The following is a 13492-nucleotide window of genomic DNA, read 5'->3' as shown; positions in this document are numbered from 1 at the left end:
AACGCTCCGTTCAGTCCAGGTCCGACTCACCCGAGCGGGTGAGGCGGTACTGGATGATCGTGATGATGCTGAGGACGACGAGGAGCGCGACCGACACCGCGGAGGCGTAGCCGAACTGGAACCGGCCGAAGGCCAGGTTGTAGATGTAGTTCTGCACGACGTTCGTGGCGTTCGCGGGGCCGCCCTGCGTGGTGACGGCGACGGTGTCGAACACCTGGAAGGACCCGATCACGGTGATGATGAGCACGAGCGACAGGATCGGGCGGAGGAGCGGCACGGTGATCCGCCAGAACATCTTCCACTCGCTCGCACCGTCGATGCGTCCGGCCTCGTACACGGTCTCGGGCAGGGACTGCAGGCCGGCGAAGATCAGGAGCGCCGTGTAGCCGACGTGCCGCCAGACGTTGATGAGCGCGATCGAGGGGATGCCCCAGACGTCGCTCTGCAGGAACGGGATGCGGTCGAGGCCGAGGGCGGCGAGCATCTCGTTGCCGATGCCGAGCTGCGTGTCGAGGATCCACAGCCAGACGAGCGCCGCGACGACGTTCGACACCAGGTAGGGCGCGAGGACGATGCCGCGCACGAAGGTCGACTTCGTCAGGCGGTGCATCATCACGGCGATGAACAGCGCGACCACCGTCTGGATGACGATGTTGATGAGGACGTACTCGACGGTGACGACCATCGAGTGCCAGAAGATCGAGTCCTGCACGAGCCGCACGTAGTTCTGCAGGCCGGTGAACTCGGGCGGGGTGAGCAGGTTGTACGAGGTGAAGCTGAGGTAGATCCCCCGGACGGTCGGCCACGCCAGGAAGACCGCGAACCCGATCGCCGCCGGGGCGATGAAGACCAGTGCGAGCCACAGGTCGTTCCTGGGTCGGCGTCGTGGGGAGGACGTCCGTGCACGGGCGAGCTCGGCGGACCGATCCCTCCGTGGGCGGGCGGTCGTCAGGGGTGACGACACGGGGCTCTCGGTGGCCATCGCGACTCCTTCGTCTGCGGTGGACTGACGTGCGGCAGTCCGTGAGCCGGGAATCTACACGTGGGGACACCTGGTGGCAAGGGTTCGTTCTCTGCCGGTATCCAGGGGTTGTCACGAGTAGACAACCGTGCGAGCATGGCCTGCGATCGCATCGGAGCGACCTGCTCGGCGACGCACACCACACCCCTGGAAAGGTCACTGATGATCTCTGTCGGAATGGTCGGCGCGGGCCAGTTCGCCCCCCAGTTCGCCAAGCTGTTCAAGCTGCACCCCGACGTGGACCGCGTCTTCGTCACCGACCTCGTCGACGACCGCGCGTCCGAGCTCGTCGAGTCGCAGCACCTCGACGGCACGTTCCCGGACTTCGACGCCGTGCTCGCCTCGGACGTCGACGCCGTCGCGATCTTCACCCAGCGATGGACCCACGGGCCGCTCGTCGTCAAGGCCCTCCGCGCCGGCAAGCACGTGTACTCGGCCGTGCCGATGGCGATCTCCGTCGACGAGATCCGCGACATCATCGAGGCCGTCCGCGAGACCGGCCTCACCTACATGATGGGCGAGACGAGCTACTACAACCCGGCGACGGTCTTCGCCCGCAAGCAGGTGGCCGACGGCGCCTTCGGTCGCGTCTTCTACTCCGAGGGCGACTACGTCCACGACATGGACCTCGGCTTCTACGCCGCGTACCAGTTCAGCGGCGGCGAGGACTGGAAGCGCACCGCCAGCTACCCGCCGATGCTCTACCCGACCCACTCGGTCGGCGGGGTCCTCGGCGCGATCCCCGGCCACGCCGTCAGCGTCAGCTGCATCGGCGTCAAGGACGACCGCGGCGACGGGGTCTTCGACAAGGACGTCAGCCAGTTCGACAACGACTTCTCGAACGCCACCGCCCTGTTCGAGCTCGACAACGGCGGGGTCATGCGCATCAACGAGATGCGCCGCGTCGGGTACCCGTCGCACATCCGCGAGTCCCGCTTCCGCTACTTCGGCACCGAGGCGAGCTTCGAGCAGCTCGCCAAGGTCAGCGTCTGGCAGGACAAGGAGGACTCGCACGACATCAGCGACAAGATCAACACGCAGGCGACGATGGACCTCGACGACCCGCGTCTGGCCGGCGTCGACCCCTCGCTCCGCGACGCGTTCGTCTCCGGCTACGCCGAGGTGCACGACACCGACCGCCTGCCCGCCGAGTACGCCGGCGTGCCGACCGGGCACGAGGGCAGCCACCAGTTCCTCGCCGACGACTTCGTCCGCGCGGTCGTCGACCGCACCCTGCCGCCGGTGAACGCCTGGACCGCCGCGCGCTTCACCCTGCCGGGGATCATCGCGCACCAGTCCGCGCTGCAGGGCGGCGTCCGCCTCGAGGTGCCGGACTTCGGCGACGCCCCTGAGCCGGCCGCGACGGGGTCCTCGTCTAGTATCGCGAGCGAGTAGCAAGTGGTGTTCGGGTGTCGGTCCGCACGGGCCGGCACCCGAACGCGGCTTCCGGACCCGACGAAGGTGGCTGACGTGACCGTCCCGACGAACCCGAGGGCGGTGACCCGCGCCGACGTCGCCCGCTACGCCGGCGTCAGCACCTCGGTCGTGAGCTACGTCGTGCACGACGGCCCACGCCCCGTCGCCACCGAGACGGCCGCCCGCGTCCGCGAGGCCATCCGCGTCCTCGGGTACCGCCCGAACGCCAGCGCACAGGCCCTCCGCACCGGATCGTCGAAGATGCTCGGCCTGATCGTCCCGGAGCTCGACAACCCCTTCTGGTCGGAGCTCGCCGTCGCGGTCACGCACGCGGCCGCCGCACGGGGGTACGACGTCCTGCTCGCGAACAGCGACGGTGACGCTACCCAGGAACTCGACCGCCTGCGCACCCTGTCCGCACGGCAGGTGGACGGCATCATCGTCACGAGCATCCTGACCCGGCCGGACCTGTCGCGGGTCACCGACCCGGGCATCCCGATGGTCCTGCTCAACACCTTCTTCGAGGTGCCGGACCACCCGAGCATCGGCGTGGACGCCCTGCGCGGCGCGTACGACGGCACGAGACACCTCGTCGAGCACGGGTACCGGTCGATCGGCCTGGTGATGGGCCACACGGGGTCGATGGAACTCCGCGAACAGGGCTGGATGCGCGCCCTCCGCGACGCCGGCCTGCCGGACGGACCGATCGTCCGCACGGACTTCAACCGCCGCGGCGGGTACGAGGCCGGCCTCCGCATGTTCGCCGACGAGAACCGTCCACGAGCCGTCTTCGTCAGCTCCGACATGCAGGCCGTCGGCGTCCTCCGCGCGCTCTGGGAACTGGGACTCTCCGCACCCGACGACGTTGCGGTCGTCTCCTTCGACGGCGCCGCCGAGGCGGACTACACGAACCCCCAGCTCACGACGGTCCGCCAGCCGATCGAGACGATGGCCGCGGCGGCCGTGGACCGGGTCCTCGGCCTGGACGCAGACAACCAGTGGCACCGCGACCTGGTGCCCGCCGAGCTGGTGCTCGGTGCGAGCTGCGGGTGCGACGCGCGTCGGTGACGTCCCCACCTGTGGGCCTGGAGGCACGGTGCGGGCCCGCCCCGCGCCTCCAGGCCCCGGTCTGCCGTCGCTGCGACCGTCCGTCCGGTCAGTGCTGGACCGTCGCGGCCCCGTCCTGCCAGGCCACGGGGACCGGCTCACCGGCTCGCCGGATCGCGTAGACGACCGCGCCGAGCTCGGGCGACAGCGCCGGCTCGACCAGGGCGAAGCGCGGTCGCGCGTCCTCGCCGCGCTCGTCGGCGACGCGTGCGACGAACCGGCCACGGAAGCCGTCGTCCGAGAACATCCCGCCCGAGGACGACACCGTGGTCGGCGCACCGTCCGGGTCGTGCCCGAGCACGTCCGCGACGACGCGCACCTGCTCGACGAGTTCGTCGACGGCGTCGTCGAGGATCTCGGCGGCCACCGGGTCCCCCACCGCGGCGGCTGCGGTGACCACCCGCGACAGCGCGGCGACCGCGGCGCGACCGCCCTGCAGGTCCTGCATGACGAGACCGACGAGGTCCAGGTCCGCCACGATGCCGGTCCGTTCCCGCAGGAGCGCGTGCAACGGCGTCCGCGGGAGCCGTCCGTCGGCCATCCGGCTGAAGGCGTTGAGGCCGCGGCGCGCGACCCAGTGCGCGGAACCCTCGTCGCCGATCAGTTCGCTCCAGCCGCCGACCCGGTGGGTGCGGTCGCCGCGTTCGCCGTAGGCCATCGACCCCGTGCCCGCGATGACGTTGATGCCGTCCCGACCGCCGAGGGAGCCCGCCCAGCCGGCGAGCATGTCGTTGCCGACGGTGTACCGGTCGTGGCCGAGGGCGACGCCGGGCAGGGCGTCGAGCGCGCCGTCGGTGCTCGCGGACTCGCCGTGACCGGGGAGGCCGTAGAACGCGTGCGTGACGTCGTCGGCGGACCGACCCGCCGAGGTCAGGACCCGGCGGGTCCCGTCGGCGACGACGGTCGCCACCGCGTCGAGACCGTCGTCGAGCCAGGAGCACCCCGGCCCGCGCCACCGGGCGACGACCGTCCCGTCGCCGTCGGCGAGGACGACGGCGGTCTTGGTGCCGCCGCCGTCCAGGCCGAGGAACAGCGTCACGGCCGCGCTCCGTGCACGGCGTCGAGCGGGTGGATCACGACCCCCTGGACGACCCGGTTCACCGAGCCGTCCGGGAACGGGTTGTCCGGCGTGCAGCCGAGCCGCACCGAGGCCTGCAGCGCGAGGAGCTGCGCGACGGCGACGAGTGCGACGGCGCGCAGGCCGTCGTCGAGTCCCTCCGCCTCCGGGAAGGCGAGGTCGAGTTCGGCGTCGGCGGTGTCCTGCAGGCCGTCTGCGCCGACCACGACCACCTGGCCCGGCCGATCGGCACGGAGTTCGCGGACGATGTCGTCGTCGTACCGGCGCACCCTCGGGTCCGCCGAGCGGAGGACGACCACGACCGTCTCGTCGTCGAGCACCGCCTTCGGTCCGTGCCGGAACCCGAGCGGGGTGTCGTGGAACGCCGCGATGCCCCCGGCGGTGAGTTCGAGGGTCTTCAGCGCGCACTCCTCGGCGAGCCCGGCGAGCGCGCCGCCGCCCAGGTAGACCATCCGCCGGGGTGCTCGGTCGAGGATCCGGTGCAGGTCGTCCTCGGCGCGGAGTGCCCGCGCCCCCGACGCGACGACCCGGTCGAGCGCGGCGGCGTCGGACGGCGAGAACGCCACGAGGGCAGCGAGCAGCATGCTGGAGAAGCTCGACGTCATCGCGAATCCGGTGTCGTTCGTCTGCGGCGGCATCACGAGCACGAACGAGTCCGCGCGGTCGCGGTGCCCGACCGCCAGCGCACCGGTCGGGTCGCACGTGACGACCAGGTGGTGGGCGACCGGAGCCAGGGCGTCTACGAGCTCCGTCGCCGCGGTGCTCTCCGGGGAGTTGCCGGACCGGGCGAACGACACCAGGAGGACGGGGACGTCCTCGGCGAGCACCGTCCGCGGGGCCGCGACGAGGTCGGTGCTCGACACGGCGTCGAAGCGGCGACCCGTCCGTCCGCGCAGCGACTCGGCGGCGATGCGTCCGACGAAGGCCGACGTGCCCGCGCCGGTGAACACCACGCGGGTGCGGGCGTCCTCGAGTGCCCGCCCCAGGAAGGCGTCGAGGTCCTCCCGCGCCCGGCCGAGGAGCACGGCGAGGTCCCGCCACGCCTGCGGTTGCTGGTGGATCTCGCCGAGGGTGGCGCTGGTGGGGATGGTGACGTCTGCGGTCACGGTCTTCCTTTCGGTGGTGGCGGGGCGGTTCGGCTCGCGGGCGGTCAGCCCTTGAGGCCCGCCGACGCCATGGTCGCGACGAACTGCTTCTGGGCGACCAGGAACAGCAGGATGAGCGGGAGGGTGGCGACCACGTTCCCCGCCATGAGCAACGACCAGTCCGTCCGCCGGAACCCCTGGAAGTTGGTGAGGCCGAGCTGCAGCGTGAAGGCGTGGTCGTTGTTGATCGCGACCAGGGGCCACACCAGGTCGTTCCACGAGCCGAGCAGGGTGAAGATCGCCAGGGTCGCCAGGGCCGGGCGTGCCAGCGGCAGCACGATGCGGAAGAACACCTGCAGTCGGTTGCAGCCGTCGATCATCCCCGCTTCCTCGAGCTCCGCCGGCAGCGACAGGAAGAACTGGCGCATCAGGAAGATGCCGAACGCGGACGCCAGCCACGGCACGATCGCCGCGCCGAGGTGGTCGACCAGGTGCAGCCGCGCGAACATCACGTAGGTCGGGATCATCAGCAGCTGCGACGGGATCATGATCGTCGCGAGGATCGCCAGGAAGCCGAAGGTGCGGCCCGGGAACCGCAGCCGTGCGAAGCCGTACCCGGCGAGCGAGCAGAGCACGAGGTGCGACACGATCGCGGACGACGACACGATCACGGTGTTGAGCAACCAGTGCAGGATGTCCGAGTCGGCGAAGAGCCGCGCGTAGCCGCTGAGCGTGAACTGCGTCGGGAAGAACGACGGCGGGAACTTGTTGATCTCCGACGCCGGTTCCACGGACGTCAGGAACATCTCGACGAAGGGCAGCAGGAAGAGCAGCGACACCGGCAGGAGGAGCAGGTGCCAGGGGCTGAACGGCCAGCGGCGCCGGCGACGGACGGCACCGTCCGAGCGGGACGCCGTCGAGACGTCCTGCCGCAACGGGGTGTCGAGGACCTGGGTCTCGGTGGACATCAGAACGAGCTCCTTCCCGCGCGGCGCTGCACGAGGGTGACGACGACGGTGGCGACGAGGGTGACGAAGAACATCCCGTAGGCGATCGCCGAACCGTACCCGAACTGCAGGTTCTGGAACGCGGTCTTCCACAGGTAGTAGACGATCGTCTGCGTGGCGTCGAGGGGACCGCCCCGCGTGGTGGCGTAGACCAGGTCGAAGAGCTGCACGGCCTGCAGGGTCTGGTAGATCGCGACGAACGCGGTGACCGGGCCGAGGTGCGGCCAGACCACCCGCCAGAACGTCTGCCACGCGTTCGCGCCGTCGATCCGGGCGGCCTCGATCACGTCGCCGGGGACGTCCTGCAGCGCCGCGAGGTAGATGACGGTGGTGAACGCGGCCTGACCCCAGAGCGACATGATGACGATCACGAGCATCGCCTCGCCACGGTCCTCCAGCCAGCCCTGCTGCGGCAGGTGCAGGACCCGCAGCACGTTGTTCACGATGCCGAACTGCGGGCTGAACAGGTACGTGGTCAGGATGCCCGTGGCGGCCACCGACGCGACGAACGGCACGAAGATCGCGGTCCGGTACAACCCGATGAACCGGATGCGCCGGTTCAGGGCGACGGCGAGCGCCAGTCCGAGGAGCAGCGACGCGGGGACGAACAGCACCGTGTAGAGCACGGTGTGCACGACAGCGGCGCGGACGCCGTCGTCGGTCACCAGGTCGGCGTAGTTCTGCCCGCCGATGAAGGTCGCCGGGCTGAAGCCGTCCCAGCTCTGGAACGACAGGATCAGTGCCCAGACGCCGGGGAACACGGTGAGCCCGAGGACGATCAGGAGCGCGGGACCGACGAAGCCCCAGCCGGCCAGCCCTTCGCGGACGGCCGCGGCGGACCGACGACGGCGGCGGGTCTTCCCCGGGTCGTCCGGGCGCTTCGCGGGTTCGGTGGGGCGGAGTGCGAACGTGGTCATGGGTCCTCCTAGCCTTGGCGGAGTGCCTTGTCGGCGGCGACGCTCGCCTGCCGCAGTGCGGTCTTCGGGTCGCCCTCGCCCTGCAGGACGTGGGCGACGGCGTTGCCGAACGCCTCGGAGAGGCCGTTGTAGCCGGGGACGGTCGGCCGGGTCTGCTTCGCGTTCGCGGAGTTCGCCTGCATCACGTCGAGTCCGGGGAGCGCCTTCGCCTGCTTCCGGAACGCCTCGCTCGTCGCCTCGCTCGAGCGCAACGGCAGGTTGCCCACCGCGACGTTGAAGCGCTCGTCCTGCTCCTGCGCGGTCAGCCACTTCGTGAAGTCCGTCGCCCAGTACGCGCGGTTCACGTCGTGGTTGTCGAAGAGGGTCCACAGGTCGGGACCGGACACCGTCTGGTGGTCGCCGTCGGTCCCCGGCAGCTGGACGACGCCGTACGACGTGCCGGCGGTCTTCAGCGCGGAGAGCTCCCACGGTCCGGAGGTGATCATGCCGATCCGGTCGCTCTCGAACAGCTGCGCGAACTTCGTGTCCGTCTGGTCGAGGTAGACGCTCTTGTCCTGCACGGCCATGTCGCGCAGGAAGGTGAGCGCCCGGACGCCGGCCGGGGAGTCGAACGCGGCGCGCTTGCGGTCCTTCGACAGGATCGACCCGCCCTCCTGCCAGAGGTGCGGCCACATCTGCCACGTGGTCTCCTCGCTGCCGGACACCGAGTAGCCGTAGCCGAACGTGTTGCTCTCCTTGTCGGTGAGCTGCTTCGCGGCCTTCCGGAAGTCCGCCCACGTCCAGTCGGCGGTCGGGTACGCCACGTGGGCGCGGTCGAAGACCTTCGTGTTGTAGAGCAGCGAGATGTTGTCGACGACCGCCGGGAACCCGATGACCTTCCCGCCCGTCGGCTGGGCGGTGTCGCGGGCGGCGGCGGTGAACTCGTCCCAGTGCACGTCCGGTTCGGCGACGGTGTCGCGGAGGTCGAGCGTGCGGTCGGACCGTTCGAGCTGGCTCGCCCACGACCCGAACGTGTACGAGATGTCCGGCGAGTCGTTGCCGGCGAAGGACGCCGCGAGCTTCTGCAGGAGTTCGTCCGTCGAGGACGCGCCCGGCGACATGTCGATCGTCACGTTCGGGTGGTCGCGCTCGTACTCGTCGACGAGGCCCTGCAGCAGCTTCTCGGCCTCGTCGCTCTGTCCCGACCACATCGTGAGGTGCACGGGCGCCGTGGTGTCGAGCGTCGTCGCGCCCTTCGTGGCACAGCCTGCGAGCGCCGACGCGGTCACGGCGAGGACGGCCGCCGCGGCGATCCACCGCCCGCGCCGTCGACCGCCGATCGGGGCGCGGCGGGTTCCTGTTCCTGTCACTGCGGACTCCTTCGTCATCGCGTTCGGGTCGGTGGGACGGTCAGATCGCCGACGGGTCGAGCTGGACGCGGAGCGGCTCCGGCAGCAGGTCGCCGTGCGCCGCGACGAGCTCGTTGCAGAGGTCCCAGATCTGCGCGGGCGTGAGCGTGGACGACGCGTTCGGGTCCACGAGGACCGCCTGCCGGACTGCCAGCGGGTCGCCCTCCCGTGCGGCTCGGATCGTGAGCTCGTTCACCGAGACGTACGAGCGGTTCAGGGCCGCCGCGACGGTCGGCAGCGACCCCATCGGCTGCGGGGTGACCCCGCCGGCGCCGACGGTCGTCGGGACCTCGACGACGCAGCCGTCGGGGAGGTTGTCGATGAGCCCGTGGTTGACGACGTTCGCGTGGATCTCGCGTTCGGTGCCCGTCACGAGGGAGTGGATCACCTGCGGCGCGTACTCGGCAGCTCCTTGCTCGAGCTCGAGCGGGGCGCCGTCCGTCAGGGCGCGTTCGGCCGCCTCGAACTCCGCGACGTTCTCCTCCGAGATGCCGACGTACTCGAGCGGGCGCAGCCGGAAGCGCTCGATCTGGTCGGCCGACCGCAGGAACCACGACAGGTACTCGGACGAGTGCTCGCTGGTCTCCGTGGGGTAGGCGCCGACGCGACGGAACACCTCGACGCGCACCCGGCGCTCCAGCTCGGGGTCCTGCCGGATCCGTTCCCGCAGCCGCGGGTAGAGGTCCTCGCCCTCGTGCGTCCAGTCGAGCAGCCACGCCTGGTGGTTGACGCCGGCCGCCCGGAACCGGGTGTCCTCGACGCGCAGGCCGAGCAGTTCGGCCAGGTCGTTCGCCGTCCAGTAGACGCTGTGGCAGAGGCCGAGCGTCGTGATCTCGGGTGCGACGACGTTCGCCCACCAGACGTTCATCGCCATCGGGTTCGTGTAGTTCAGCAGGATCGCGCCCGGGGCCACGGCGCGCATGTCCTCGAGCAGGCCGGTCAGGAACGGGAACGTGCGGAGGGCCCGGAACACCCCGCCGACACCGATCGTGTCGCCGATGGTCTGCTGCAGGCCGTGGCGAGCCGGGATCTCCAGGTCGCGCCGGGTGGCCTCGATGCCCCCGATCTGCACCATGTCGACGACGAAGTCGACTTCGGCGAGCGCACGGCGCCGGTCGGTGGTGGCCGTCACCGTGAGCGGGCGTCCGAGACGCTCGCTCACCTGACGGGCGGTGCCCTCGGCGACGGCGAGGCGGCGCTCGTCGACGTCGTGGAGCCGGAGGTCGAGCGTGGGCAGGTCCTCGTAGCCGAGGAGGTCGGCCAGCAGCTGTCGGGTGAAGACGACGCTGCCGGCACCGATGAACGCAACACGGGTCATGGTGAGGAATCCTGGAACCTTCGGCGCGATCCGACCAGCATTCCGATCGAAACGATCAGAACGACTGACCGCTACGCTCGCTCTCATGTTCGACGACCGCACATCCGCCCTGGCATCGACGCCACCGGCGTCCGGCTCCGGCAAGCGGTCCCGTCGGATGCGCGCGATCCTCGAGCTGCTGACCGAGCAGGGCGCGATCACCCTGCAGGACCTCGTCGCCACGCTCGGGGTCTCCGCCGCCACGGCCCGTCGTGACCTGGCGGACCTCGAACAGCAGGGACTGCTGGCGCGCACGCACGGCGGCGCGCGGATGGCGGTGCCGACGTCCGAGATCCCCGTCCGGTTACGCGAGGGACAGGCACCCGGTGTGAAGCAGCGCATCGGTCGGGCCGCCGCCGCGCTCCTGCCCGACGGGCCCTTGGCCGTGGCGATCGGCGGCGGTACCACGGCCGCCTCGGTCGCACGCTCCCTGGTGTTCCGGAACGGCCTGACCATCGTGACGAACTCGCTCACGACCGCCAGTGAGATCGGCGCCCGACCGAACCTGCGCGTCGTGATGACCGGCGGCACGATCCGCCCGCACTCGTTCGAGCTCGTCGGTGTCCTGGCCGAGAACGCCTTCGCGGCGATGAACGTCGGTGCCGCCATCGTCGGCATGGACGGGGTGAGCGCCGTCGGCGGGGCGACCACGCACGACGAGACCGAGGCCAGGACGAACGCGGCGATGGTGCGCAACGCCCAGCGGACGATCGTCGTGGCGGACTCGTCGAAGATCGGCCGGACCACACTCGCCCCCGTGGTCGGCATGCGCGGCGTGCACGACCTCGTCACGGACGACGGAGCGGACCCGGCGGAGCTCCAGCGGATCACCGACCTCGGCGTCCGGGTGCACGTCGTCAGCACCCGGGCGCACGAGACGAACTGACGCGCGGCACGACCGCCGCACGGGATCGCGCAGACCGACTGCGCACCTGCCGTCGGCCCCTGGTCACGCCGCCGGCACCACCGGCATACTGCCGACCGTGCAGGACGACGACGTGACCCCGCAGGCGCTCCGGACCGGACGGACCGTGCGACTGCCCGCCGCCGGCGAGCCGGACGACCCGGCCGCGGTCCCGGTGCCCGGTGGCTGGCTCCTGCCCGCGGGCCCGATCACGATCGCGCACGGCGGGGACGCCGTCGAGGTGCACCGGCACGGCTGGACCTCGTGGTCGCCGACGGGGTGGACGCCGATCGACGAGGCACCCCTGCGCATCTCCGGCGACCCGGACCGGACCGTCACGGCCGACGACGCGGCGAACGACGCACCCGACCGGCACGAGGGCAACGGCGCCGTCGCGGTCGCCCTGGCCGACGGCCGAGTGGTGCTCCTCGGCGCGCTCGGACTCGGCGTACCACGTGCGGGCGCGGACGCCGGCACGCTCTGGGGCCGGACCGAGACCCCCGGCGGCCCGTGGTTCGTCGGCACCGGCGACGAGGATGCCGTCTTCGCCGCCTACGCCGCGCAGCTCGCCGAGCACTTCGGCACCTCGGCGGACGCCGGGTCCGTCTCGACCGTCTGGTGCAGCTGGTACTCGTTCTTCGAGGACATCGACGCCGAGCGGATCGAGCAGTCCGTGGACGCCCTCGGATCGTTGCCCTTCGACGTCGTCCAGGTCGACGACGGGTGGGAGGAGATGGTCGGCGACTGGACCCCGAACGACCGGTTCCCCGACGGACTCGTCCCGATCGCGGAGCGCATCGCAGCACGCGGCGCCCGACCCGGCCTGTGGCTCGCGCCGTTCATCTGCCTGCCCGACTCGCGAACCGCCCGCGAGCACCCGGACTGGCTCGTGCAGCGTGAGGACGGCGGTGGTCCGATCGTCGCCGGGCACAACTGGGACACGCACTACTGGGCGCTCGACACCACGCTGCCGGCGGTGCGGGACCACCTGACCGCCGTGTTCCGTTCCGTCGTCGACTGGGGCTTCCGGTACTGCAAGCTCGACTTCCTGTCGGCCGCCGCCCTGCGCGGCGTCCGACACCGCGACGGGGACCGCGAAGCCGTCTACCGCGACGCGATCCAGCTCGTCCGCGACGTCGTCGGCCCCGACGTGCACCTGCTCGGCTGCGGCGCCCCGATGCTCCCGTCGATCGGCGTCCTCGACGCGATGCGCGCCGGACCGGACACCGCCTCGTTCTGGGCGAGCGCCGCCACCGTGCCCGACCCCAGCCACGAGGGCGGTCTCAACGGGCTCGTCGGCCCGCTGGAACGCGTCTGGATGAACCCGCTCTACCGCATCGACCCGGACGTGGTGTCCTTCCACGACGGCGACGACACCCTCGCTCCCGACCAACGCGCACTGCTCGCGGACCTCGCTCGGGTCTGCGGGTTCCGGTCCACGTCGGACCCGGTCCAGCAGCTGGCGCCGGCGGAGCGCGCGGGACTCGCGGACTTCCTCGGACGCGAGCCGCGGGTCCGTCGCCTGGCCCGGTACCGCTTCGAGGTCGACGGACGCGTGGTCGACTTCGGACCGGCCGTCGCCGAGGCGCGGATCGGGCGCGAGTCGCTCGGTCGCTGACCCCGCCAGGGCGCGTCGCCCTGGTCGCGACCACTCGCGGGCCGGGAGGCGCGGTGCCGGCCCGCACCGTGCCTCCAGGCCGTCAGCCGGTCACGCGACCGACGCGCGCTCCGTCACCGCGGTGAGTCGCTCCAGCGGCACGCGCTGGTGCGTGCCCTGCGTCAGCGCGGCTGCTTCGACCGGGTCGCCGGTCTCCGCGTCGACGAACCGGAGGTCCGTCGTCCGCTCGGACGGACGGTGACGGTCCGCCCAGCCGCCGAGGGCAAGGAGGACGAGCGAGAGGTCGCGGCCGGCCGCCGTGAGGACGTACTCCTCGCGCGCTCGACCCCCGTCCGGCTTGTAGGAGGTCCGCTCGAGCACGCCGCCCTCGACGAGTGAGCCGAGGCGGGCCGTGAGGACCTCGCGCGGGGTGCCGAGGTTCTGCTGGAACTGACTGAAGCGCGTCGAGCCGGCGAGGGCGTCGCGGACGATCATGAGCGTCCACTTCTCGCCGAGGACGTCGAGGGACCGTGCGATGGGGCAGCGCTCGTCGCCGCCGAGGATGCCGAGCATGGGATCACCCTACCTGGGTTCGGAATCCGGACACAACGTGCT

12 protein-coding genes are annotated in these 13492 nt (G+C 71.3%); 4 read left to right on the top strand and 8 right to left on the bottom strand.

The annotated features are described in order from the left end of the window. Positions 1-10: 10 nt before the first annotated feature. A complete protein-coding gene (locus BIU96_RS01380) occupies positions 11-982 on the bottom strand; it encodes a carbohydrate ABC transporter permease (protein ID WP_254785899.1) in 972 nt (323 codons plus the stop codon). 198 nt (positions 983-1180) lie between these two features. On the opposite strand from BIU96_RS01380, the gene BIU96_RS01375 reads away from it, so the two are divergent. Beyond that, positions 1181-2416, top strand: a complete 1236-nt coding sequence (locus BIU96_RS01375; RefSeq protein WP_139199685.1) for a Gfo/Idh/MocA family protein — start codon at positions 1181-1183, stop codon at positions 2414-2416. A gap of 75 nt (positions 2417-2491) precedes the next feature. Then, positions 2492-3505 carry a LacI family DNA-binding transcriptional regulator gene (locus tag BIU96_RS01370; protein ID WP_254785898.1) on the top strand — a complete coding sequence of 338 codons (1014 nt, stop codon included), beginning with the start codon at positions 2492-2494 and terminating at the stop codon, positions 3503-3505. An 88-nt stretch (positions 3506-3593) separates the two neighbouring features. Here the strand turns inward: BIU96_RS01370 and BIU96_RS01365 are convergent, their stop codons facing one another. Genes BIU96_RS01365 through melA form a run of 6 tightly spaced genes read right to left on the bottom strand, consistent with a single transcriptional unit; the run spans position 3594 to position 10337 of the window. Beyond that, positions 3594-4583 carry an N-acetylglucosamine kinase gene (locus tag BIU96_RS01365; RefSeq protein WP_083402564.1) on the bottom strand — a complete coding sequence of 330 codons (990 nt, stop codon included), beginning with the start codon at positions 4581-4583 and terminating at the stop codon, positions 3594-3596. Further along, positions 4580-5728, bottom strand: coding sequence for an SIS domain-containing protein (locus BIU96_RS01360; protein ID WP_071290815.1), 1149 nt, complete (start codon positions 5726-5728; stop codon positions 4580-4582). Before BIU96_RS01360 ends, BIU96_RS01365 begins: the two co-directional genes overlap by 4 nt. A 44-nt stretch (positions 5729-5772) precedes the next feature. After that, positions 5773-6675 (bottom strand): carbohydrate ABC transporter permease, encoded by a 903-nt coding sequence (locus tag BIU96_RS01355; protein ID WP_083402563.1) that lies wholly within the window; start codon positions 6673-6675, stop codon positions 5773-5775. Continuing rightward, the gene (locus BIU96_RS01350) at positions 6675-7631 is read right to left on the bottom strand and encodes a carbohydrate ABC transporter permease (protein ID WP_071290814.1); all 957 of its coding nucleotides are present in this window, start codon (positions 7629-7631) and stop codon (positions 6675-6677) included. Before BIU96_RS01350 ends, BIU96_RS01355 begins: the two co-directional genes overlap by 1 nt. An 8-nt stretch (positions 7632-7639) precedes the next feature. After that, positions 7640-8980: an extracellular solute-binding protein gene (locus BIU96_RS01345; RefSeq protein ID WP_254785897.1), complete on the bottom strand. Its 1341-nt coding sequence runs from the start codon at positions 8978-8980 to the stop codon at positions 7640-7642. A 40-nt stretch (positions 8981-9020) separates the two neighbouring features. Beyond that, positions 9021-10337 carry an alpha-galactosidase gene (gene melA, locus BIU96_RS01340; RefSeq protein WP_071290813.1) on the bottom strand — a complete coding sequence of 439 codons (1317 nt, stop codon included), beginning with the start codon at positions 10335-10337 and terminating at the stop codon, positions 9021-9023. Positions 10338-10422: 85 nt separating this feature from the next. Here melA and BIU96_RS01335 point away from each other — a divergent pair, with 85 nt between their 5' ends. Both BIU96_RS01335 and BIU96_RS01330 read left to right on the top strand, forming a co-directional pair. Further along, entirely contained in the window at positions 10423-11262 is an 840-nt protein-coding gene (locus tag BIU96_RS01335) for a DeoR/GlpR family DNA-binding transcription regulator (protein WP_071290812.1), read from the top strand. A 97-nt stretch (positions 11263-11359) separates the two neighbouring features. After that, positions 11360-12898 carry a glycoside hydrolase family 36 protein gene (locus BIU96_RS01330; RefSeq protein WP_139199675.1) on the top strand — a complete coding sequence of 513 codons (1539 nt, stop codon included), beginning with the start codon at positions 11360-11362 and terminating at the stop codon, positions 12896-12898. A 90-nt stretch (positions 12899-12988) separates the two neighbouring features. On the opposite strand, the gene BIU96_RS01325 is transcribed toward BIU96_RS01330, so the two are convergent. Beyond that, the gene (locus tag BIU96_RS01325) at positions 12989-13450 is read right to left on the bottom strand and encodes a helix-turn-helix domain-containing protein (RefSeq protein ID WP_071290811.1); all 462 of its coding nucleotides are present in this window, start codon (positions 13448-13450) and stop codon (positions 12989-12991) included. Between the last annotated feature and the right edge of the window lie 42 nt (positions 13451-13492).

Origin of the sequence: Curtobacterium sp. MCBA15_008 (assembly GCF_001865065.1) — a bacterium.
Lineage (GTDB): Bacteria > Actinomycetota > Actinomycetes > Actinomycetales > Microbacteriaceae > Curtobacterium.
This window is presented reverse-complemented; position numbering and strand designations above follow the sequence as displayed.

What these genes read in the sequence shown, in the direction of transcription:
- BIU96_RS01355 (WP_083402563.1), bottom strand. Translation starts at nt 6,675, where the DNA reads ATGTCCACCGAGACCCAGGTCCTCGACACCCCGTTGCGGCAGGACGTC.
- BIU96_RS01350 (WP_071290814.1), bottom strand. Translation starts at nt 7,631, where the DNA reads ATGACCACGTTCGCACTCCGCCCCACCGAACCCGCGAAGCGCCCGGAC.
- BIU96_RS01335 (WP_071290812.1), top strand. Translation starts at nt 10,423, where the DNA reads ATGTTCGACGACCGCACATCCGCCCTGGCATCGACGCCACCGGCGTCC.
- BIU96_RS01325 (WP_071290811.1), bottom strand. Translation starts at nt 13,450, where the DNA reads ATGCTCGGCATCCTCGGCGGCGACGAGCGCTGCCCCATCGCACGGTCC.
- BIU96_RS01380 (WP_254785899.1), bottom strand. Translation starts at nt 982, where the DNA reads ATGGCCACCGAGAGCCCCGTGTCGTCACCCCTGACGACCGCCCGCCCA.
- melA (WP_071290813.1), bottom strand. Translation starts at nt 10,337, where the DNA reads ATGACCCGTGTTGCGTTCATCGGTGCCGGCAGCGTCGTCTTCACCCGA.